Origin of the sequence: Salinicoccus siamensis, from assembly GCF_042429615.1 — a bacterium.
In the GTDB taxonomy this organism is placed as follows: domain Bacteria; phylum Bacillota; class Bacilli; order Staphylococcales; family Salinicoccaceae; genus Salinicoccus; species Salinicoccus siamensis.
Map to the genome: position 1 here is coordinate 56681 of NZ_JBHMAH010000012.1, position 22122 is coordinate 78802.

Sequence of the window (22122 nt, forward strand, 5' to 3'; positions counted from 1 at the left end):
TAAAAACGCCAGGCCCATGCTTAAATTTAAGCATGGGCCTGGCGTTACTGATTTTCACTATTCATTCGGAAAGGAAACGAACAGCCTTCAAAATCTCTGTTGTAACTAAAGCTGTTTCTTCAGCTCCAGTTATCGAACTCTTTTTTTGAGCAGAACACATAATGTCCGTTGCCGAAGTCCCTGAGTGTCACTTCTTCATCCTCACTATAATCATGCTGACTGGCATCATAGTCGATCCTCTTACGCTTCTTCTCGGTACGCGGATCGGGTTGTGGGACTGCCGAAAGCAATGATTTTGTATAAGGGTGAATCGGATTGTTATAAAGGTCCGACGCTTTCCCGACTTCAAGGAGCTGGCCCATATACATTACAGCGATACGGTCTGATATATACTTGACCATTGATAGATCATGGGCGATGAACAGATAAGCAAGCCCCCGTTCTTCCTGGATCTCCCTCATCATATTGACGACTTGGGCTTGGATGGACACATCTAGTGCGGAAATTGGTTCATCAGCTATTATCAATTTCGGATCGAAGCTGAGTGCACGTGCAATTCCGATTCTCTGACGTTGACCACCTGAGAACTCGTGTGGATACCTATTGGCATGCTCGCGGTTCAATCCTACAGATTCGAGCAGTTCATATATCTTTATACGACGCTCTTTTTTGTCTTTGTACATGCCGTGTATATCGTACCCTTCAGCAAGAATCTCAAAGACAGTCATTCTCGGATTGAGGGATGCATATGGATCCTGGAATATCATCTGGAGTTCCTGGTTGAATTTCTTTTGTTCTTTAGTGGACAACTGATCTGTATGCTTGCCATTGAATATGACTTCGCCACCGGTCTTCTCATAGAGTTTGATGATTGTTCTGCCTGTAGTTGATTTACCACAGCCAGATTCCCCAACGAGGCCAAGAGTCTCACCCGGCATCACATGGAAAGTGATATCATTTACAGCTTTGAGCGGATTATTTTTTGCGCCAAAGTATTTCTTTAAGTTCTTTACTTCAAGTATAGGTGCCGCCATCAGTTGTCACCCCCTGTATACTGAAGGTATCTGTTTTTAATGATGTCTGGTATCTCTGTTTTTGGTGCATCAGGATGCAGCCGCCACGTTTTAGCGAAATGCTGATCGTTTACTTTGAACATAGGCGGATTTTGTTCATAGTCAATTTTCATGGCGTACGGGTTCCTCGGTGCGAAGGCATCTCCCTTTGGAGGGTCGGTCAAATCTGGCGGTGAACCTTCTATTGTGCGTAATCTTTGATCCCTATCTTCGTTCAAGTCCGGCATGGACCCTAACAGGCCCCATGTATAAGGGTGCTGAGGATTATAGAAGATATCTTCGACCGTACCGACCTCAACGATTTCGCCAGCATACATTACAGCTACCCGGTCAGCAACATTGGCCACAACTCCAAGGTCGTGGGTGATGAAAATGATTGAGGTCTGTGAAGATTTTTGTATTTCTTTCATCACATCGAGTATTTGAGCCTGGATGGTTACGTCAAGGGCAGTTGTAGGCTCATCGGCGATCAATAGCTTTGGGTCGGCTGCAAGTGCAATCGCAATGACGACACGCTGCCTCATCCCACCCGAGAATTCATGTGGATACTGATTGAGGCGTCTCTCCGGCATTGGAATGCCTACCATCTTCATCAATTCAAGTGCACGTTTTTTAGCGTCGTTCTTAGAAATTTTCTGGTGTTTCAGCATCACTTCTGTAATCTGTTTACCTATCTTCATAGTCGGGTTCAAAGAAGTCATGGGATCCTGGAAAATCATGCTTATGTCTTTCCCTCTTACTTTTTCCATCTGTTTCTCAGAAAGGTCCAGCAGATTCTTACCATCAAAAAGTATTTCACCGCTGGAGTAGATGGCCGGGGGTTGTGGGAGCAGCTTCATTATAGCTTGGTTTGTGACACTTTTACCCGATCCGGACTCACCGACAATCGCTAGCGTCTCCCCTTTATATACATCGAAGCTTACGCCTCTTACTGCATTTACAGTACCTGCATAAGTTGAAAAATCTACATGCAGGTCTTTCATTTGGAGAACTGGTTCATTCATCAATATCACTTCCTTAACTTAGGATCCAAAGCGTCTCTCAGTCCGTCACCAATCGAATTAAATGCAAAGATTGTCAAACTGATGAATAACGCTGGGAAAAATAGTCTCCAAGGTGCGTTAGCCAATGCCGGATAGCCATCGTTGGCCATGGTACCCCAACTGGCAAGCGGTGCAGGTACACCAAGCCCCAAATAACTGAGGAATGCTTCAGTGAAAATCGCATTCGGTATTGTAAGTGTCATTGTGACGAGTATGGCGCCAAGTGCGTTAGGGAGCAGGTGCTTTCTGATAAGATGAAGATTTTTTGCCCCAAGTGTCCTGGCTGCAAGCACATACTCCTGATTCTTGAGTTTAAGTATTTCCGAGCGTGTAATACGAGCCATATTCACCCAACCTGTCAGTGATAAGGCAATGATCATAGGAAATAGTCCGGGTTGCATGACCACAAGGAGTATGATGACCACGAGAAGATACGGAATTGCTGTCAATATATCAGCAATACGCATCATTATTTCATCAGTCCGTCCGCCTTTTAATCCGGCGATTGCGCCCCAGGCCACACCGATTATAAGGTCGATGATAGCGGCTGCGAAACCGATGAATATTGAGATTCGTGCCCCTATCCACACCCGGGTGAATATATCTCGACCAAGATCGTCAGTTCCAAACCAATATGTCCCATTTGGAGAGACGTTGTAATCTCCATTCTGTTGTCTATAGGAGAACTCTGAAATCATGGGTGCAAATATGGCACCAAGAATGATGAGGAAAAGTGTGACAAATCCTACTAGCGCCAGTTTATTTCTGAGGAATCTTCTGGATACTTCCCCCCAGAAGGAAATGGACTTCTTGGCAAGTATTTCTGTTTCGTCGGAACGCGTACCGACGACTTCAAAATCTGAATCGTTGAGTTTCGGAATATCTTTATTTGCCACCTGATTTTCCTCCTCTCAGTTTGATGCGCGGGTCGATAAAGCTGTAAAGGATATCGACTAGTAATACAGCAAGAAGTAGGATGATGGAGTAGAAGACTGTGGTACCCATTATTACTGTATAATCACGGTTTGTGATACTTGTGACAAAATATTTACCCATACCAGGGATTGCGAAAATTTCTTCAATGACGAAACTGCCGGTAATGATTCCTGCTGTGAGAGGAGCCAAATATGTAACGACAGGCAATAATGCATTTCTTAGGGCGTGTTTGAAAACGACCACCCATTTTGATATGCCTTTTGCTTTGGCCATTTTGACATATTCACTATTCGTTTCTTCCAGCATACTGGAACGCGTCAGTTTGGCTATAAATGCCATAGGCGTGGAAGCTAAAGCCACGGCCGGCAATATACTGTAGATGAACCCTTCCCAACCTGCGATTGGGAACCATCCGGCTTTTAGGGCAAGGTAATACTGAAGTATCGAGGCCATAACAAAGGATGGTACCGATATACCGATGACGGCGATGACACTCATCAAATAGTCGGGCCACTTATTGTGGAATAATGCAGCAATCGTACCAATCAGTACTCCCATGCCTACTGCAATGAACATGGCTTCAAGACCAAGTGTCATTGAAATTGGGAATCCTTCTGCTATCATATCGTTCGTTTCGCGATATCGATATTTCATTGAGGTACCAAAATCGCCTTGAACTGTATTCACTAAATATTCTCCGTACTGAACATACCATGGATCATCGAGCCCATATTTTTCATTTAGACTTTCCTGGATGGCTGGGGGCACTGTCCTTTCTGAAGCAAAGGGGTTTCCTGGAGCCAAGCGCATCAAGAAGAATGTTGCTGTGATAATGATAAATAAAGCAATGATGATGTATATAAGGCGCTGACCAATATATTTGACCATCTTTAGCGCTCCTTCCTCAAAAATGACAGGTGAGTATAAATATACTCACCTGACAGTGTAATTCTTATCTTATGAAGTCTATTCTTCGATGTCTACGTATTTCAATTGTACGTTACCAAGTGGATCTGGTGTCATGTTCTTAACTTTGTCCTCATGCACTGAGAGGTTCGTGTAGAAATATATTGGTGCAATCGGGAAGTCTTCCATGAAGACACTTTCGGCTTCCTGTAGCATTTCTGTACGGGCTGCTTCGTCCGTTTCTTGTGATGCCTGGTCTAGGAGGCTGATGTATTCTTCATCGGTCCAGCCTGTATTGTTATTGCCTTCTTCTGTTTTGAAGATTTCAAGGAAGTTGACAGGGTCGTTGAAGTCAGCGAGCCAGCCGTAACGGCCAACTTGGTGTTCGCCGGCGTCAAGTGCTTCAAGGTAGACTTGCCATTCTGAGTTATCGAGTGTAACGTCGATGCCCAAATTCTCCTTCCAACCTTGTTGGACGAACTGTGCAATCGCAGCGTGTGCTTCACTTGTGTTGTATGAGAGTGCAATGCTGAGTTCGGAAGGATCTTCCATACCGAGTTCTTCGAGTCCAGCATCAAGGGCTGCTTTCGCATCGTCCATGTTGCCTGGTTCGAAGTATTCTTCAGGTTCTTCAAAGCCTTCCATCGTCAGAGGTACGAGACCTGTTGCTGGTTCCTGCTCACCTTTAGTGACGTTGTTGATGAGTCCTTCGCGATCGATTGCGATTGTGAGCGCCTCACGGATATTTTTGTTCTGCATGATTTCGTCTTGTGTATTGAATACATACATATAAGTACCGGCTTGGTCGCTGACGTTCAACGTACCATTGTCCTTGAACTTATCTAGAGCGTTCAAATCAATCGAGTTGAATGGTGAACCAAGATAGTCAAGGTCTCCGCCTTCATACATTTTAAGGGCAGTGGATTCGCTTTCCACCATGTCGATATTGACTGTCTGCAGTGCTACATTTTCAGAATCCCAGTAATCTTCGTTCTTTTGAAGGACGATTTCATCTGAACTTGTGAAGCTCTCCAAGTTGAATGGTCCGTTTCCAATATAGTTCTCACCATTTGGATCTGTGTGCCAATCTGGATTTTCTTCTGCTACTTTAGAGTTGATAGGGTAGTAGGTGTAGAAAGCCGTCAATTCGTCAAAGTAAGGTGTTGGATTGACAAGTTTCACTTCAAGCGTCTTTTCATCAACTGCTTTAACTGCTACATCATCTGCTGAGCCTTCGCCTGAGTTATACGCTTCAGCACCTTCTATGTAGTACAGTTGGTATGCATAGTCTGAAGCATTTTCAGGGTCAAGCGCCCATTTCCAGGCATATTCAAAGTCCTCTGCCGTGACAGGGTCGCCATTGGACCATTGGGCATCCCTTAAAGTATAAGTGTACGTTTTTTCGTCTTCACTGACATCGATGTTCTCAGCCATTGCGGGCTCAGGGTTACCTTCAGGATCAAGGCGTGTCAAGCCTTCGAAAACACTTGCCATGATGGCACCGGAAGTCGTGTCAGTCGCGAGTGCTGGGTGGAAAGAAGGTGGGTCAGAAGCGATTGAAAGATTGATGGTTTTACCATCTGATCCTTCACTGCTGGAACTGCCATCTTCGCCGCCGCCATTTCCGCTGTCGTCTCCACCAAAGTTACATGCGGCAAGGACGAGTGTCAAAGTCAGGAAAAGCAATAAAGCCTTAAAACTTTTCATACAATTCACTCCTTTTTTATTATTCTAATTATAAAGCTAATTAACGAAGTATTTCAACACTTCAATTGTGTAATATGACAAACTTCTCAAATGCACCCACCATTTGAAAACGCTTGCCTTTAATATTATCTATAAATTCTATAAAATTGTCAAATTTAGAATAGACAAACTTTTGAATATTGTCATATAACCTACGTACTTTTTAAAAGACTATATTCCGAAAAAAAGGGTATGGGTAAAAATACAGAAAATAATTGCGGAAGAGGTGTTTTAATGAAGATATTATTGACCGGTGCTTCAGGATATATAGGGGGCAACCTTTTAGAAAGTCTTAAAGAGGATAACGAAATAGTCGCAGTGTCGAGAAACATATCGAATAAACAGAATGAAGAAAACGTAACCTGGAAGGAAGCAGATCTTTATTCACAGATTGATATTGAAAAAGTGATGGAAGATATAGACATTGCGATATACCTCGTCCATTCCATGCAACCTTCCTCCAAATTGTCTCAAGGGAAGTTTAAGGACATGGATGCAATTCTAGCTGATAATTTTGCATGGGCTGCCAAACAGAAGAGCGTCAAGAGAATCATTTATCTGAGCGGGATCATTCCAGATGATGCTCATTTATCTGATCACCTCTCTAGCCGTTTAGAGTGTGAAGAGATTCTGGGAGCTTATGGAATACCTGTAACAACGTTAAGAGCAGGACTTATCGTAGGCCCAAAAGGATCATCATTCCCAATTCTGCATAATCTTGTGAAACGACTGCCAGGGTTGGTGTTGCCTTCTTGGGCCTACAATCGTACGCACCCTGTTGCATTGCAGGATGTCATTAAAGGGTTGGGTAAAATCGTTAAGCGGGAACCGGAAAATAATGAATCCATCGATATAGGCGGACCTGAAGAGAAGACCTATAAACAGCTATTTGAAGAAACGGCTGAAGTCATGGGGAAAAAACTGCCGATGGTTGATGTGCCGATCGTTCCCATAACATTGTCAAAACTCTGGGTGAGGCTGATTGCCCAGAAACCTAAAGAAATGGTCTATCCTCTACTGGAGAGTCTAACGCACAGCATGGTGATGCACGATGCCAATCGCGTAGAAGGCATCTCAGATGCACCAACGACATTTAAGGAAAGTGTACGTATTGCGCTTGATAGCGAAATGGACACAGCGGGGATGTCAAAACCTGAGGTGATAAAAAAGCAGGATCTGGAAAAAAATGATGTGAAATCCGTACAGCGTATTCGAATTCCTGCCAAATGGTCGGTTGATGATGCCGCTGACTATTACATCAATTGGTTGTCAAGAATCGGTGGTAAATTCATCACGACCCGTGTGAGAGATGCTGAAACATCGATTACCTTGCCGTTATTCAAATCACCAATTCTTATTCTTGAACGTTCCAAAGAACGTTCCTATGAAGACCGTATCCTTTATTATATTAAAGGCGGCAAGTTTTCACAGGAGCGCCAGGATGGTCGAGCCCGTCTTGAATTCAGGCGAATCCTGGATTCCAATGAAGTGCTTATCGCCATCCACGAATACGAACCCACACTACCGTGGTATGTCTATACACTGACGCAGGCTAAAATCCACCTCCTGGTCATGAAGGCATTCGGGCTAGAGACGAGAGTGCTTGCGAACATGCTGGATTCCAGATATGCCAAGTATGCTTCAAGTCCAACATCGAGTTAATATCAAATGGGAAGCACGTAATCAGAAGCATAGATTACGTGCTTTATATTGCAGATCAACCGTAGCGCGGAACACTGAGCAATCAATCTTAACAACGGATGTGAATATGCTATTCTAGATGAGAAAGGATGATAGTATGCCACAACAAGTAATTTTGAATGAGACACAAATACCGATAGAAGAGTACATCTTGAAAAATGAAGGCGGCCCGCGACAGTTGACCATCGTCTTCAATGTCCACAGTGAAGAATATCATGATATTGCAGTGCTGTTATACGAGCGGACTTTCGATATCAAATTGCCTTCTGAATCTTTGGGTTTCAAGGGGACGATCGTAAATTATTCGACTTCGCTAGATAACTTATATGAGCCAGGACAAACGGCAGAATATCGTGTCACGCTGCAAGAGGTTGTATAGGGGGAGAAGAGCATGAAATTGAGTATTTTGGATCAGGCCCCAATTTCCGAAGGCCAATCTGCAAAAGAGGCCTTGGAAGCATCGTGCCAACTGGCCCAAGTCGGAGATGAATATGGGTTCAATCGATTTTGGGTGGCTGAACACCACGCTCTACCCAGCTTAGCCTCCAGTACGCCGGAAGTGTTTTTGGGATATGTAGGGGCGCAGACGAAACGAATAAGAATTGGATCGGGAGCCACACTGCTTCCATATTATAAACCATACAAAGTAGCAGAAAATTTCAATATGCTGGCCACGCTATTTGAAGGACGAGTAGATCTCGGTATCGGGCGGGCACCGGGTGGGCCGTCCGAAGCATCCGAAGCTTTGACGGATGCCTTTTTACCTCAAGTGTTCAAGATGCCGGAGTTGGTGGATGAATTGATTCAATACAATGAGAACATCACCGGTTTACCACCTGCCAATCCGCTCCCGGGTACCCCACCAGCTCTATGGATGCTTGGCACCAGTCCCAAAAGTGCAGGTTTTGCAGCAGAAAACGGGCTGTCCTATTGTTTTGGCCAATTCATGAGTGATGAAGACGGAGCAGAAGTGGTGAAACAGTATAGGAAGAAGTTCCAACCGCGCGGTGGACAGGATCGGCCTCACGCAATGCTGGGCATATCCGTCGTGTGTGCGGATACTTCGGAAGAAGCACATGATATCGCCGACAGTTGGGCTGTATGGCAATTGATGCAGTCGGAGGGTACAACAGCAAAAGTGCCGTCTTCTGAAACGGCCCACATCTATATGGAAACGGCGGAGGTCCCAAAGAAGGTTGAAGCGGCTAAGCAGAAGATGATTATCGGCGACCCGGCTGACGTTGTGGATGAGCTAGAAAGGCTTCAGAACACCACCGGGGTTGATGAATTCATGATTATCACGATTACGCATTCGCCTGAAGATAAATGGAAATCCTATCAACTTATTTCAGAGCAAGCCGCAAACAGATAGTTGTCTGCGGCTGTACATTTGCTTTGAGTTCAAATGTTATCCAGCTGCTTGAGCAACGCAGCACCGGCATTTCCGCCAGAAATGACGAAGCATACATCATCATCAGCATCCACTGCGAGTTGTTTCGACAGTATTGCGGCAATCCCGACGCAGCCTGAAGGTTCTGCAAAGATCTTACCTTCCATAAGCATTAATTTGGTAGCCGATAGAAACATGTCTTCCTGGACAGTGAGTATACCATCGGCATGTTTCTGGATGACCGGAAAATTTTCCATGCCTGGCTGATTGGTGACGAGTGCATCTGCGATAGTATACCGATCTTCAACCTTTTTTCTCTCCCCTGCCTCCAGACTTGCGGTGTAGCGTGGTATGGAAGCGGGCTCCGTTCCATACACCTTGATTCCTTCCTTGACAGGCTTTACCGCTGAGAGAATGCCTCCGAGGAGGCCGCCTCCGCTCGTCGGCACTATTATCTTGTCGATATTCGGCGATTCATCTATGATTTCAGATCCGACAGTCCCCTGACCTGCGATAATATCGGCGTCATCATAAGGGTGGAGCAGTGTGTAACCATGTTTTTCAGCTAATTTTTCACTGAGGGAGAAGCGTTCTGAGACATTGCATTTTATGATGGCCGCACCATATTGTTCGATGGAGTGAATCTTGAATGGGGATGCGGTATCCGGAACTACAACTGTCGCTTTTATCCCTAGTGATTTCGCAGCATATGCAACCGCCTTCCCATGATTGCCCGATGAAGCGGTAATGATGCCCATTTCCTTATCACGTGGAGACAACTTCAATATTTTGTTCATGGCTCCGCGGAATTTGAAGGATCCTGTAACCTGCATGTTTTCTAGCTTCAAATGGACGCGGCACCCTAAAAATTCGTCAAGTGCCAGAGCGCGGATGAGAGGCGTTTCAGTTATATATCCATGTATCCTTTCTGCTGCATCATCAATCATTTGGGGTGTGACCATGATTTCAACTCCTCTTTTTAACTCCATTATACGCGGGAGGTCAGGTCAAGGAAATTGAAATGTGAAACTGCATGGGTTTCTACATTGCATGCAGCATTGGGCAAGGCGGGATATGTAAATCTTTTCATATAAGTCATGCGCCGTATATCAAGCTTTTATAGTCCTTGATGGAAAGGACGACGAAACTGGGGAACGTCACCCGGTCTAATTAGTGTTCAAATATTTCTAACCAGAAAGGATGAGTGGATGTATAAGGAAGTGTTATTGGCGATAGATGGTTCCGAGAATAGTCGCAGAGCAGCAGAAGAGACGCTTCATCTTGCAGATGGTGAAACCCAGATCACCCTCCTCCATGTGATGGATCCCGATGACAACCAGGGGGACGTAGTAAGGTCGACGAATGAGCGTGCTTGGAATAAGCAAAAGAAGGATGAAGTGTCTTCCATCATTGCATTCTTCGACAGGGAGAATGTAGGCCATAAATATTTGACGCGCCGTGGTCTGCCCGCCAAGGAAATCATTAAAGAAGCTGAACTGGAAGATTATGAGCTTGTAGTCATAGGCAGCAGGGGACTGAGCAGGTTTCAGGAGATGGTGCTTGGCAGTGTCAGCCACAAAGTAGCTAAACGTGCAGAAATCCCAGTGATGATCGTCAAATGAGTGCTTGCGATTTGAAGTGCCATATGGATGATACCTTGATGTAGCATCTTCAATAAGAGCCTTTCTTTGACATGAAAGGCTTTTCATAAGGTATGATGGTTATGCTTTTGAATGTAAATAATAGATGAGGTGCAAGGGAATGAAGGATAAAAGCATTGTTTTCTTTGATATTGACGGGACCTTGTTGGATCATGACAAAAATCTGCCGTCTTCAGCCAGGCAGGCAATTGCAGAATTGAAGGAAGCGGGTCATATCGTCGCAATCGCAACAGGGCGTGCACCGTTCATGTTCAAGGAATTGAGGAAGTCGCTCGGCATTGATACATATGTCAGCTTTAACGGTCAATACGTCGTATTGGAGGGACGCGCGATATATAAAAATCCTCTTGACTCAAAAGCTTTAGAAGTTCTGACGGAAGATGCACTCAGCAATAAGCATCCGGTCGTCTATCTGGATGAAGAAGATATGATGTCGAACGTGCCTGAACATGAATATATCACAGAAGGGATATCGACCCTGAAGCTCGGCATGATGCCTGGTCACGATCCCACATATCATGAGACACGGGCACTTTATCAAACGCTGCTCTTCTGCCCGGAGGGTGAGGGCGCCCAGTATGAAGAAAAGCATGGCGCATTTGACTTCATCAGATGGCATCCAGTCAGCATTGATGTCTTACCGAAGGGCGGGTCAAAAGCGCTCGGCATCGAAAAGATAACTACTCAATTGGGTATTCCCGAAGAGAATCAGTATGCATTCGGAGATGGCCCGAATGATCTGGAAATGTTGAGCGCCGTCCATCACAGTGTAGCGATGGGCAATGCGGCCGACGAAGTTAAATCGTATGCCAAGTATGTCACTGAAGATGTGGATGAGGACGGCCTCCTCCATGGGCTGAAAATGGTTTGCCTTATAGAATAGAAGAACTGCAAGCAGAAGCTTGCAGTTCTTTTTTTGTCTCGAATATTGACGGTCATCAATTTTTAATCATCCGGCAGAGTCTATAATAAGAATTAAACAAGGCACCGGCATTCAAAATTAAAACAGACGAGGTGGCAATTATGATGAGATGGCTAAATAAGCATTTGAATCACATGATGTATGCTTCTGGGGCATTGATTATAGTGGGGATAATATTCAGAGTGGCGGGGTATGCCGAAATAATGAACATGACATTCATTGCTGCAACGATTGCAGCAATCGGTCCAATCGTCAACAAAGCATGGATGGCCCTCAGGATGAAAAGTTTCAGCATAGAACTCCTCATCACCATTGCAGTAATTGGGGCGATGTTGATACAGGAATACACTGAAGCGGCAATTGTAACATTCTTATTCTTGTTTGGCGCATATTTGGAAAAAAGGACTCTGAACAAAACAAGGGATTCAATTCAGGCACTTGTAGATATGGCGCCTGCAACGGCAACTGTGTCAAGGGACGGACAGGAGCACGAAGTTGATGTCGATGAGGTGGAGGAGGGGGAGAGAGTAATCGTCAGACCCGGGGGTAAAATACCAGTTGACGGCATCATATCAAGTGGCCAGGCACACATCAATGAGTCTGCCATAACCGGAGAATCGAATCTGAGGTTCAAAAATGAAGCGGCTGAAGTGTTTAGTGGGAGTGTGCTAGACGAAGGTTATATTGAACTGACGGCAACTAAAGTCGGAGAAGATACAACATTCTCTAAAATCATTGAGCTGGTAGAGGAAGCGCAGGAAAGCAAGAGTGGCACGGAAAGGTTCCTGAATAAGTTTGCCCAGTACTATACGCCAACAATCGTAGTGCTCGCGGTGTTGGTTTTCATGCTTACAGGAAACCTGCATCTCGCCATCACCTTTTTGGTCATCGCCTGTCCAGGTGCATTGATTATCGGAGCCCCTGTAGCCTACGTTGCAGGTATAGGCAATGGTGCTAAAAATGGTGCACTCATCAAGGGTGGCGAAATTATAGATAATTTTGCAAGAATCGACACAGTAATCTTTGATAAGACAGGCACTTTGACGGAAGGACGGCCTTCGGTATCAGATATCATGGTATTTGATGATACAAATCGAGACAAACTGCTTGAACAGGTTGCGAACATTGAAATGGTCAGTGAGCATCATCTGGGGCAGACAATCGTTAAAGAAGCTAAAAAGCGATCTTTGAGAGTGGATATGGAAGGTGTGACTGATGCAGAAGCATGGAAGGGTAGAGGAGTCACCGGAAAATATCAGGGAAATGATTTTGTCATCGGCAACCTCAAACTGATGGAGGATTATGAGGTGAATGTAGGGGTGAGAGCTAAAGAAGATTACATCAAACAACAAAAGTTGGGTAATACAGCGATATTTGCAGCAAGGAATGGCGAAGTCGTCGGTATCATATCCATCATGGACCAAATCAGGAGAGATGCTTTTGAAGCAATCACAACTTTGCGTGATAAAGGGATTGGGAAGTTGGTCATGTTGACGGGTGACAACGCATATTCTGCTGAAAAGGTAAGCGGTATACTCGGTTTGGATGAATATCATGCAGAATTGATGCCCGATGATAAAATGAGGTATATAGAGAATGAAAAAGAAGCGGGTAGGCGGGTGATGATGGTTGGTGATGGCATCAATGATGCCCCAGCGTTGGCATTTGCAGATGTTGGAATCGCCATGGGCCACGGCGGTACGGATATCGCAATGGAGACAGCAGATGTAGTGTTGATGGGGTCAAGGATGGAACAGCTGGCTCATGGATTTACGATTTCGAAAGCAACTTATAGAGTCATGCTTCAAAACACAGCGATTGCGTTGTTGACGGTGGCATTGCTGCTTGGCGGAGTGCTTTATGGATATATCCATCTCGCTTCTGGTATGCTCATACATGAAGTCAGCATACTGCTTGTCATACTGAATGCGATGCGTCTGAGAAAATTGAGGGAGCGTAGCCTGAAGGTCGTACAAATGAAAGAGAGCATGGTTTAGGAGGCATTATGTAATGGAACAACACGCCAATCATAAGATGTGTGTCAGGAAAGTCCCGATTTTTAACCATCTTAACGATAAGGAAATGGATGAAGTATTCAACCAAGTTAATTCAAAAACCTACAAAAGGCAAGAGCATCTTTATATGGCAGGAGACCCTGAAAACGCTCTGTTTGTCCTTCATCGCGGAAAGATTCGTATATATCGTCTGAACGAAGAAGGCAAAGAACAGTTGATCCGCGTCCTTCTGCCGGGAGACTTTACCGGTGAGTTGGCTCTTTTTGGAGGGGAGGCAATGCATGACTCCTATGCTGAAGCAGCAGAAGAGTCTAAAGTATGTGAGATTCAAAAGAAAGAATTGTACACGCTTCTTAAGGAGTATCCAGAGATCGGAATCAAAATAATAGAACGATTTTCTGAACGTTTGAGTGAAGTCGAACAGCAGACCACCAATATTTCATTGCTTAGCAGTGAAGAGCGGTTGATTGAATTTATACGCACGGATGTGGATGAGAACGATCGTTTGAAGCTGTCGATGACGAAAAAGGATCTGGCGTCCTACTTGAGTATGCAGCCTGAGACACTGACCCGGCTATTCAAAAAATTGGAACAAGACGAGATATTAGAAAGGGTCGACCATAAAACCTACATTCTGTTGGACTACAGCATACTGTAAGAAGTTTATAGACGGGGGACTAGGGTATATTTAATAATGATATCAATCAGGAAAGGTGATTATTAATGGCTAATTCAGATTGTAAACAAGAAGTAAGAGAGGCACTTAACCTACAAGTCGCCAATTTTACAGTATTATGGACAAAACTTCATAACTACCACTGGTATGTTAAGGGAAACAACTTCTTCTCATTACACGACAAATTTGAAGAGCTGTATGACACTGCAGCAGAATATGTGGATGAGCTTGCAGAACGTCTGCTTGCCATTGGAGGAGAGCCTATAGGCAAACAGTCTGAAGCAATTGAGAGGGCAACTGTAAAGGAAGCGGAATATGATATAGAGGCCAATGCGATGGTCAGACAGCTTGTCCAGGATTATGATAATATCATCCAGGAGCTTGATGAAGGCAGAAAGGTAGCTGAGGAAGCGGGAGATGACCGTACAGCGGATACATTCATCAGTATGACTACGGATATAGAAAAAAATAATTGGATGCTTAAATCATTCTTGGGCAAAGAGGTTAAGCAATAGCCATAAATTGGATAATCAACATGAAGAAGCACCCTATTGGTATTGTGCAAACAATCCATAGGGTGCTTCTGTCTTACTAAATGGCGAAATAGAGGGCGCGGAATCATTAAATTACAGCATGGCCGGCGCTACTGGTATGAATCAGTTGAGGCATTCTTCTGTTTCTTCGCAGCTTCTTTTGTATTGTATTTCCAAGCCTCGTCCTTGTCGATCATCTTTATTACAGCGTAGACCGTCAGGAACTGCAGGAAAATGATCGGTAATCCCATCAAACCGGAAACAATCTCAAGTGGGCCGAGGCCTCCGATCTGCATGAGCACAAGGGCCAACCCTGTGATGACGAGAGCAACAAATATCCTCAAGAATTTCGACGGATCCTGTTTACTCATGTCATTCTTGCTTGTATAGGCAGCAATTGTAAATGTTGTAGAATCGAGTGTCGTAGTAAGGAAAATCATCGCTATGATGATATAGACGACCATCACTATGCTTGAGAGCGGCAATGTCTGAAGAATATTTGGTATTATCTGCACCGCTTCCTGTTCACTTGCCAATGCCAACACATCGAGTTCTCCATTCAGTTGGCTGTAGACTCCGATGCCTCCCAACACACCTGTAGCAATCCAAGACAGCAATGTCGGTGCAAGAAGATAAGTCAGAATCATTTCCTTTATCGTTCTTCCTTTGGATATTTTGGCGGCAAAGATACTGTGGAGCATCGCCCAAGTAGAACTGTATGCAATCCAGAATATCATGTGGTCACGCATATGTGCAGATTGTTCTACAGCCAATGAATCCGTAAATAGGGAATAGGCGAAATAGTTGTTCAGCAGGTGACCGACCGTGTCGGTAAAATAATCAAAAATGAAGACACCCGGTCCGACGATCAATATGAAAATTGCAAGCAAGCCTGCAAGATACATGTTCGCCAGGCTCAACCGTTTGATGCCTTTCTCGATGCCGAGGTATGCACTGAGCGAGAACAAAGAGACCCAGATGAGAGTGACAATCATGGTCATGGTGAATGTCACTTCCGTATCAAGAAGGGCAGCCAGGTTGGAGGTGATGATCGGTGTGCCTAACCCCAACGTGACGGCAGCACCTGAAAGGATGCTGACAAGGAAGAGTATATCAATAAGTATACCGCCGATGCCATCAGTGAATTTATCTCCAAAAATGACGCGTGTCGCTTCTGAGATGCGCATCATCGGACGTTTCTTTACGTGGATGACATAAGCGACTGCAGGAGCAGTCATGACAAATATGGAGAAGATCTGGAAGCTCCACATGTACATCGCATAGGCGTTACCCCATAACAGGGCTTCGTTGGAGCCAGCTTCTATACCGAAAGGGGGATTGTTTGCAACTTCGGCCCACTGTATCATACCAGTTCTCATTATGGTGGAACCGAGTCCCATTGCAATCAATATCGAAGCGTAGGATAATAATGAAAACCGTGGTTTCTCATCAGGATCCCCCAGCACGACCTGCCCGTATTTTGAAAAAGAGAGGTAAAGGCCAAGTCCGAGTAGAATGGTGGCATACCAGATGTACCCCCATCCGAACGAAGCTATGATCTGATCGAAAATCCCATTAAGTATTTTTAGAGACTGTGACTCATAGAATGAGAAGGGTATACTTATTGCAATGATCAGTAAAACGGAAGGTAGAAATATTTTCCAATCAATCGCCCTCCATCCAGTGAGTTTTGGTTTGTTCGACATTTTATTTTCCTCCTTGTCATCAAATTGTTACACTATATGCATGCGTAATGCATATAGTGTAACATATTTTCACTCCCTAAAATGTTTTGTAGTACAATACACGTTATGAAGATAATATAAACTCGAATGGAGAAATGAACCATGGACGAATCCAATGACCAAGCACTATCTTTGAAATTATATGTTATACTTCACCACGCTTTCCATGCCTTGCAGACTGAAGCTTTCAGGGATATGCGGAAGCATGGTTTGAAACCGACGGCTTTTGCGGTGCTTGAATTGTTGTATAGTAAAGGTCCCCAACAAATTCAGCATATTGGGGAAAAGGTATTGATTTCTTCAAGTTCAATTACGTATGTCGTGAACAATCTTGTACGAGAAGGATACGTCAGGAAAGAGCAATACAGTGGCGATCGGCGCATCACTTATGCCAGCCTGACGGAAAATGGTCAGGAATTGATGAAACACACTTTTCCGGAGCATGCGGAGCGTCTTGAGCAGGTGTCCGGAGGACTGGATGCAGAAGAGAAGGCTCAGTTGATTGATTTACTGAAGAAGTTGGGTAAGAATGCCAGCGGCTGATATGAACTCCATGGTAAGGGGGCGACATGAATGTGTCGTCCTTTTTTGTGCTCAATCCACCGAGGTTCAGGATGCATCATACTGTTTCACACGAAACATCCCCTTTAGTAATTCAGTATTCCTGTAAGTTCATCCAACCGGCTAACTATATAATCAGGAGCATAAGAATGAGGATTCGTATGGTTGTCAGGATTGAACCAGCATGTGTCTATTCCACTATTGATGCCTCCTTTGATATCTGATGTCAACGAATCACCGACGATGAGTGCTTCATCATGCCTAAATCCTGGAATATTCATAGCCACATGATCAAAAAAAGCCTTCATAGGTTTCTGATACCCCGTATCCTCACTGATGAAAACATTTAAAAAATAAGGGCGCAAACCTGATTTCAAAAGCCGGGCTTCTTGAGTCTCCTTAACGCCATTGGTGATGATATACAGATTATGGTGATCTGACAAACTATGAAGGAGATCCAGGACTCCGTCGAACAGCCGAGTACCATACTCAGTGATATTGCGGCGATACAGATTATCGACTTCATGACCATCGACTTCAAAGCCAATTGTGGAAAAGAAACGTTCATGACGCAATTTCAAGACATCTTCCTTTGAGATGAGATCTTGTTCAAGCAACTCCCAATGTTTTCTGTTTATTTTCTTGTACATGTTGAAGTGCTGTGGGATACTCTTGATTCCGTAATATTCAAGCACCTTCTTCAGAGCAGTATGTTCAGCATGACCAAAGTCCAATAGTGTATCGTCCAAATCGAATAGTAGTGTCTTATAGTCCTTCAAGTTTTAGCCTCCCTACAATGTGTGGTAACATCAACAATTATAAAGTTATTTTAGTGTAAATGCATATGGTATATTTAAGTGGAATTGCAAACGTTTGCACACAAAAGGAGGATGCATATGGAAGAGCGGTCCAGTGGAATATTGCTTCATATATCTTCATTACCCGGGAAATACGGAATTGGGGATTTTGGTGAAAATGCATACCATTTTGTAGATTTTCTCAGCGCTTCGAGAACCCGATACTGGCAGATATTGCCGCTTGGCATTACGAGTTACGGGGACTCGCCCTATCAAAGTTTTTCCGCCTTTGCCGGCAATCCTTATTTTATCGATCTGGACAGGGTCATTGAATCCGGTTGGCTGAGGAAGTCTGAAATCACGAGGACGGATCTGGGTGAAGATGATGATACAGTCGATTATGCAAAATTATATGAGGGTAAAATGGCGTTGCTGGATACAGCATTTCAACGTGCGTATCCGGATGTGAAAAATGAATTGGAATCTATGATGGAGCGTCATTCAGATTGGCTGCCTGATTTCGCCCTGTTTATGGCGATTAAACGGGCCCATGATAATGCGGCCTGGACGGAATGGCCTGAACGCTACCGCTTACGGGATGCTAAGACGCTGCAACGCTTCTATGAGAAGCATGAAGCGGAGATTATGTTTTGGGTATTCACCCAATACCTCTTTTTTGAACATTGGCACGATCTTAAGGAGTATGCCAATGGCAAAGGTATAAAGATCATTGGCGACATACCTATTTATGTGGCTGCAGACAGTGTCGATGTATGGTCGCGACCAGATCTCTATAAACTGGATGAAAACCTGCATCCGAGTGTGGTGGCAGGAGTCCCACCCGATATGATGAGCGATACCGGACAGCTATGGGGGAACCCCATCTATGATTGGGAGAAGATGAAGGAAGAGGATTACCATTGGTGGATCAGACGTGTCGAAGAAAGCTTCGAATTATATGATGCTGTGCGGATTGACCATTTCAGAGGATTTGAAGCATATTGGGAAGTGCCAGCCCAAGACGAAACGGCTGAAGATGGCAGATGGGTGAAAGGCCCTGGACTGCCTCTCTTTGAAGCCATACGTGAAAAACTAGGGGAGAAGGATATACTGGCTGAGGATCTTGGATTCCTTACCGAGGAAGTGTATGAACTTATTGCATCGACCGGCTATCCAGGAATGAAAGTGCTGCAATTTGGTTTCGGGGGCAAAGAATCGGAATATCTTCCTCATAACTATACAAGACATACAATTGCCTATACAGGCAACCACGATACACAGACCACAAAGGGATGGCTTGACAGTGCAGATGGTGATACTTTCAACAAAGTCCAAGCATATTTGAACTTGACTGAGGCAGAGGGGCACGTCAACGGCTGCATCAGAGGCGTTTTCGCATCCAGTTCGAAACTTGCAATAATACCTGTGCAGGATCTTCTGGGCCTGGACGATGCTGCGCGGTTTAACGTTCCATCCACAATTGGCGGCAATTGGGAATGGCGTCTGACACCGGGGTCGCTCACCAAGGCGCATAAAGATTATCTGAAAAATATGAACGAACGATACGGGAGGTCGCTATGACATCATTAAAACTTAAAGAAAGAATCGAAGGCCAGGCGTATGAGAGCCATGGGCAATCCTTCTATGAATTGAATGAAAAAGAACAGTTCATCGTGGTTGGCAATGCAGTCATGGAACAGCTTGTGCCAAAATGGATAGAATCAAAGAATAAATTCAAAAAGAAGAAACAGGCCTATTACCTGTCTGCAGAGTTCCTGATGGGGCGCGCACTCAGCAATAACCTTGTCAATATGGGTATGGAAGATGAAGTCAAACGCACACTTGAAGAGATGGGGGTCGACTATAATGCCCTCGAGGAAGCCGAGGATGATGCTGGCCTCGGAAATGGAGGATTGGGCCGTCTGGCTGCTTGTTTCCTCGACTCAGGGGCAACCCTTGATTATCCTTTGTCGGGCTATGGCATCCTTTACCAATACGGCATATTCAAGCAAAATTTTGTTAATGGTTTTCAGGTGGAGGAAGCGGATCCGTGGCTTGAGCATGACAATCCGTGGCTTATAAAGAACAGCAATGATACGAGGGTTGTTGAATTCAGCGAAGCGGACAAAGTAGAAGCGGTCCCTTACGATATGCCGATTGTAGGGTATGGAGGGGAGACAATCAATACGCTGCGTCTATGGAAAGCGGAAGCCATCAATAAATTCGATTTCAATGCATTCGATGAAGGAAAGTACATCGAGTCTGTCCGCGCCCAGAACGAAGCAGAAACGATTTCGCGCATCCTCTACCCCAATGACTCGACATATGAAGGCAAACGCCTCAGATTGAGGCAGCAGTATTTTTTCACATCGGCCTCTTTGCAGGATCTTATGGAAAAGTATAAGGCGGAAGGTCATAAGAATTATGATGACTTCTCCAAGATGCATTCCATACAGTTGAACGACACCCATCCGGCCATGGCGATACCTGAATTAATCCGACTGCTTGAAAATGAAGGTGTGGAGTTCGAAAAAGCTTTCGATATCACCCGAAAATCGATGGCGTATACGAACCACACACTACTGGCAGAGGCACTGGAAGTTTGGGAAAAGGATTTGTTCATCTCGGCAGTGCCGAATCTCTACCCTTACATTGAACAAATCAATGCACGTCTGATCGGCGAACTGAAAGAGTGGAAGATAGATGAGTCAGATTGGCATAAATACCTGATCATCCAAAACAACTCGATTCATATGGCTTTTATGTCCATCTATGCAACTAGGGCTGTCAACGGTGTAGCTGCCATCCACACCGAACTGCTGAGAACGGATGTCATCAAAGCGTGGCATGATATTTTTCCTGACCGCATACTCAACAAGACTAACGGCATTACTCAAAGGAGATGGCTATTGCAATCGAATCCTCAACTAAGTGAAATGATCACCGATTTGATTGGTTCAAAAGATTGGATCACTGATTTGATGAAGTTGAAAGGTATTGAGGAAAGATTTGAAGAAGAGGAGGTGCTGGAGCGTTTCATAGATGTCAAAAAAGAAAAAAAAGTGGAGCTTGCCGATTATATACGCTTCCACGAGGAGGTCGACATCGACCCCGACTCCATCTTCGACATCCAGATAAAACGACTGCACGAATATAAGCGTCAGCTTATGATGGCATTCTATATAGCAGACTTATATAACCGCATCAAAGCAGAACCTGATGCCGATTGGACCAAGCGGAGCTTCATCTTCGGAGCAAAAGCGGCTCCCGGCTATTATGCTGCAAAATCCATCATCAAATTCATCAATGAGCTTGCAAATAGGGTGAATAAAGATCCCGAGGTCAACACTATCATCAAGGTCGTGTTCGTGGAAAACTACGGTGTCTCCTATGCAGAGAAGCTGTTCCCGGCAGCCGACGTCTCAGAACAGATTTCCCTGGCAGGGAAGGAAGCTTCTGGGACAGGTAATATGAAATTCATGCTGAATGGAGCCGTGACAGTCGGCACGATGGATGGTGCGAACGTGGAAATCGTAGAAGAAGCGGGTCGGGAGAACAATTACATCTTTGGAATGGAAGTTGAAGAAGTTGTAGAAAAACGTGGTAAATATGACCCCAAAAAGGCTCTTAAGAAGACAGAAGGGTTGAAGGACGTAGTCGAGTCGCTTGTTGACGGGACTTTCAACGACAATAACACCGGTATGTTCCAAGACTTATATGACAGCCTCATCCATGACGACCAGTACTTCGTGCTGGAAGATTTTGCAAGCTACCGTGAGGCGCAGGATCAGATAGCAAGTGATTTTAAAGATCCGAAGATGTTTTACAGGAAAGGATTCATCAATATGGCGAACGCCGGTAAATTTTCATCCGACCGGACGCTTGAAGAGTATGCAAAAGAAATATGGCTTGTCAATAAAGGATGAATGCATAAAAAGTGCCCAGCCGGGTTACGGCTGGGCACTTTTTATTATTATTCGGACAACAGGAAAGCTTCTTCATCGCGGGAATGGATTTCATCTACAATGACGATTGAAACAGAGTAATCCACAAGCTTTTGGAAATCGACTTCATCTTTGGCAAGCTCTTCCTTCATCTTATCGATCATGATTCGCATCAGATCGTGGTCTCGGGTCAGATGTTGAATCTTGTCATGCATATCGGGATTGTTGCGTACAGTTTCTTCATACAGTCCTGACTCTTCCTCTTCACTGTCGGCATGCGTCAATATACGCTGTTCAACATACTCTATGAACGATTGCATTTCTTCAGCAAGTTCCTTATGTTCCATTTTATTCAGCATGATTTTCATATCGGCTACGTGATCCTCTGCACCTCCTAGACTTGCATCGTGGATGGCTCTATGTGCATGCAATTGTTTCAGGGCAGGTCCTGCCATGTCACCACTCCTTAACGT

Annotated in this window: 20 protein-coding genes; 11 read left to right on the plus strand and 9 right to left on the minus strand. The window is 44.6% G+C overall.

Annotated features, from left to right (window positions below; translation table 11 throughout):
- Positions 1-119: 119 nt before the first annotated feature.
- The 5 genes from ACFFLE_RS05740 to ACFFLE_RS05760 all read right to left on the minus strand — a co-directional run bounded on the left by ACFFLE_RS05740 (position 120) and on the right by ACFFLE_RS05760 (position 5665).
- Positions 120-1034: an ABC transporter ATP-binding protein gene (locus ACFFLE_RS05740; RefSeq protein ID WP_380570178.1), complete on the minus strand. Its 915-nt coding sequence runs from the start codon at positions 1032-1034 to the stop codon at positions 120-122.
- On the minus strand, positions 1034-2077 hold the full coding sequence (locus ACFFLE_RS05745; RefSeq protein WP_380570179.1) for an ABC transporter ATP-binding protein: 1044 nt from the start codon (positions 2075-2077) through the stop codon (positions 1034-1036). The genes ACFFLE_RS05740 and ACFFLE_RS05745 overlap by 1 nt, the downstream gene beginning before the upstream one ends.
- A gap of 5 nt (positions 2078-2082) precedes the next feature.
- On the minus strand, positions 2083-2997 hold the full coding sequence (locus ACFFLE_RS05750) for an ABC transporter permease (RefSeq protein WP_380570219.1): 915 nt from the start codon (positions 2995-2997) through the stop codon (positions 2083-2085).
- 4 nt (positions 2998-3001) lie between these two features.
- Entirely contained in the window at positions 3002-3940 is a 939-nt protein-coding gene (locus tag ACFFLE_RS05755; RefSeq protein ID WP_380570180.1) for an ABC transporter permease, read from the minus strand.
- 78 nt (positions 3941-4018) lie between these two features.
- Positions 4019-5665, minus strand: coding sequence for a peptide ABC transporter substrate-binding protein (locus ACFFLE_RS05760; RefSeq protein WP_380570181.1), 1647 nt, complete (start codon positions 5663-5665; stop codon positions 4019-4021).
- A gap of 273 nt (positions 5666-5938) precedes the next feature.
- On the opposite strand from ACFFLE_RS05760, the gene ACFFLE_RS05765 reads away from it, so the two are divergent.
- From ACFFLE_RS05765 to ACFFLE_RS05775, 3 genes are all read left to right on the plus strand, one after another.
- On the plus strand, positions 5939-7366 hold the full coding sequence (locus tag ACFFLE_RS05765; protein ID WP_380570182.1) for an NAD-dependent epimerase/dehydratase family protein: 1428 nt from the start codon (positions 5939-5941) through the stop codon (positions 7364-7366).
- A gap of 136 nt (positions 7367-7502) precedes the next feature.
- On the plus strand, positions 7503-7784 hold the full coding sequence (locus tag ACFFLE_RS05770) for a DUF3219 family protein (protein ID WP_380570183.1): 282 nt from the start codon (positions 7503-7505) through the stop codon (positions 7782-7784).
- Positions 7785-7796: 12 nt separating this feature from the next.
- Entirely contained in the window at positions 7797-8777 is a 981-nt protein-coding gene (locus ACFFLE_RS05775; RefSeq protein ID WP_380570184.1) for an LLM class flavin-dependent oxidoreductase, read from the plus strand.
- Between the two features lie 29 nt (positions 8778-8806).
- Here ACFFLE_RS05775 and ACFFLE_RS05780 read toward each other — a convergent pair whose 3' ends face one another.
- Positions 8807-9757, minus strand: a complete 951-nt coding sequence (locus ACFFLE_RS05780) for a threonine ammonia-lyase (RefSeq protein ID WP_380570185.1) — start codon at positions 9755-9757, stop codon at positions 8807-8809.
- A 246-nt stretch (positions 9758-10003) separates the two neighbouring features.
- Between ACFFLE_RS05780 and ACFFLE_RS05785 the strand changes: the two genes are divergently transcribed.
- The 5 genes from ACFFLE_RS05785 to ACFFLE_RS05805 all read left to right on the plus strand — a co-directional run bounded on the left by ACFFLE_RS05785 (position 10004) and on the right by ACFFLE_RS05805 (position 14584).
- Positions 10004-10417: a universal stress protein gene (locus ACFFLE_RS05785; RefSeq protein WP_380570186.1), complete on the plus strand. Its 414-nt coding sequence runs from the start codon at positions 10004-10006 to the stop codon at positions 10415-10417.
- A 139-nt stretch (positions 10418-10556) separates the two neighbouring features.
- Positions 10557-11339 (plus strand): Cof-type HAD-IIB family hydrolase, encoded by a 783-nt coding sequence (locus tag ACFFLE_RS05790; RefSeq protein ID WP_380570187.1) that lies wholly within the window; start codon positions 10557-10559, stop codon positions 11337-11339.
- 140 nt (positions 11340-11479) lie between these two features.
- The gene (locus tag ACFFLE_RS05795) at positions 11480-13375 is read left to right on the plus strand and encodes a heavy metal translocating P-type ATPase (protein WP_380570188.1); all 1896 of its coding nucleotides are present in this window, start codon (positions 11480-11482) and stop codon (positions 13373-13375) included.
- Between the two features lie 13 nt (positions 13376-13388).
- Positions 13389-14051, plus strand: coding sequence for a Crp/Fnr family transcriptional regulator (locus tag ACFFLE_RS05800; RefSeq protein WP_380570189.1), 663 nt, complete (start codon positions 13389-13391; stop codon positions 14049-14051).
- 65 nt (positions 14052-14116) lie between these two features.
- A complete protein-coding gene (locus ACFFLE_RS05805; RefSeq protein WP_380570190.1) occupies positions 14117-14584 on the plus strand; it encodes a Dps family protein in 468 nt (155 codons plus the stop codon).
- 128 nt (positions 14585-14712) lie between these two features.
- Here the strand turns inward: ACFFLE_RS05805 and ACFFLE_RS05810 are convergent, their stop codons facing one another.
- On the minus strand, positions 14713-16308 hold the full coding sequence (locus ACFFLE_RS05810) for a BCCT family transporter (RefSeq protein WP_380570191.1): 1596 nt from the start codon (positions 16306-16308) through the stop codon (positions 14713-14715).
- Between the two features lie 141 nt (positions 16309-16449).
- Here ACFFLE_RS05810 and ACFFLE_RS05815 point away from each other — a divergent pair, with 141 nt between their 5' ends.
- Positions 16450-16890 (plus strand): MarR family winged helix-turn-helix transcriptional regulator, encoded by a 441-nt coding sequence (locus ACFFLE_RS05815; RefSeq protein WP_380570192.1) that lies wholly within the window; start codon positions 16450-16452, stop codon positions 16888-16890.
- A gap of 104 nt (positions 16891-16994) precedes the next feature.
- Here the strand turns inward: ACFFLE_RS05815 and ACFFLE_RS05820 are convergent, their stop codons facing one another.
- A complete protein-coding gene (locus ACFFLE_RS05820) occupies positions 16995-17687 on the minus strand; it encodes a YjjG family noncanonical pyrimidine nucleotidase (RefSeq protein ID WP_380570193.1) in 693 nt (230 codons plus the stop codon).
- 117 nt (positions 17688-17804) lie between these two features.
- Between ACFFLE_RS05820 and malQ the strand changes: the two genes are divergently transcribed.
- Both malQ and ACFFLE_RS05830 read left to right on the plus strand, forming a co-directional pair.
- On the plus strand, positions 17805-19286 hold the full coding sequence (gene malQ / locus ACFFLE_RS05825) for a 4-alpha-glucanotransferase (protein ID WP_380570194.1): 1482 nt from the start codon (positions 17805-17807) through the stop codon (positions 19284-19286).
- Positions 19283-21631 (plus strand): glycogen/starch/alpha-glucan phosphorylase, encoded by a 2349-nt coding sequence (locus tag ACFFLE_RS05830; protein ID WP_380570195.1) that lies wholly within the window; start codon positions 19283-19285, stop codon positions 21629-21631. Before malQ ends, ACFFLE_RS05830 begins: the two co-directional genes overlap by 4 nt.
- Positions 21632-21678: 47 nt before the next feature.
- Here ACFFLE_RS05830 and ACFFLE_RS05835 read toward each other — a convergent pair whose 3' ends face one another.
- Positions 21679-22104, minus strand: a complete 426-nt coding sequence (locus ACFFLE_RS05835; RefSeq protein WP_380570197.1) for a hypothetical protein — start codon at positions 22102-22104, stop codon at positions 21679-21681.
- Positions 22105-22122 lie beyond the last annotated feature (18 nt).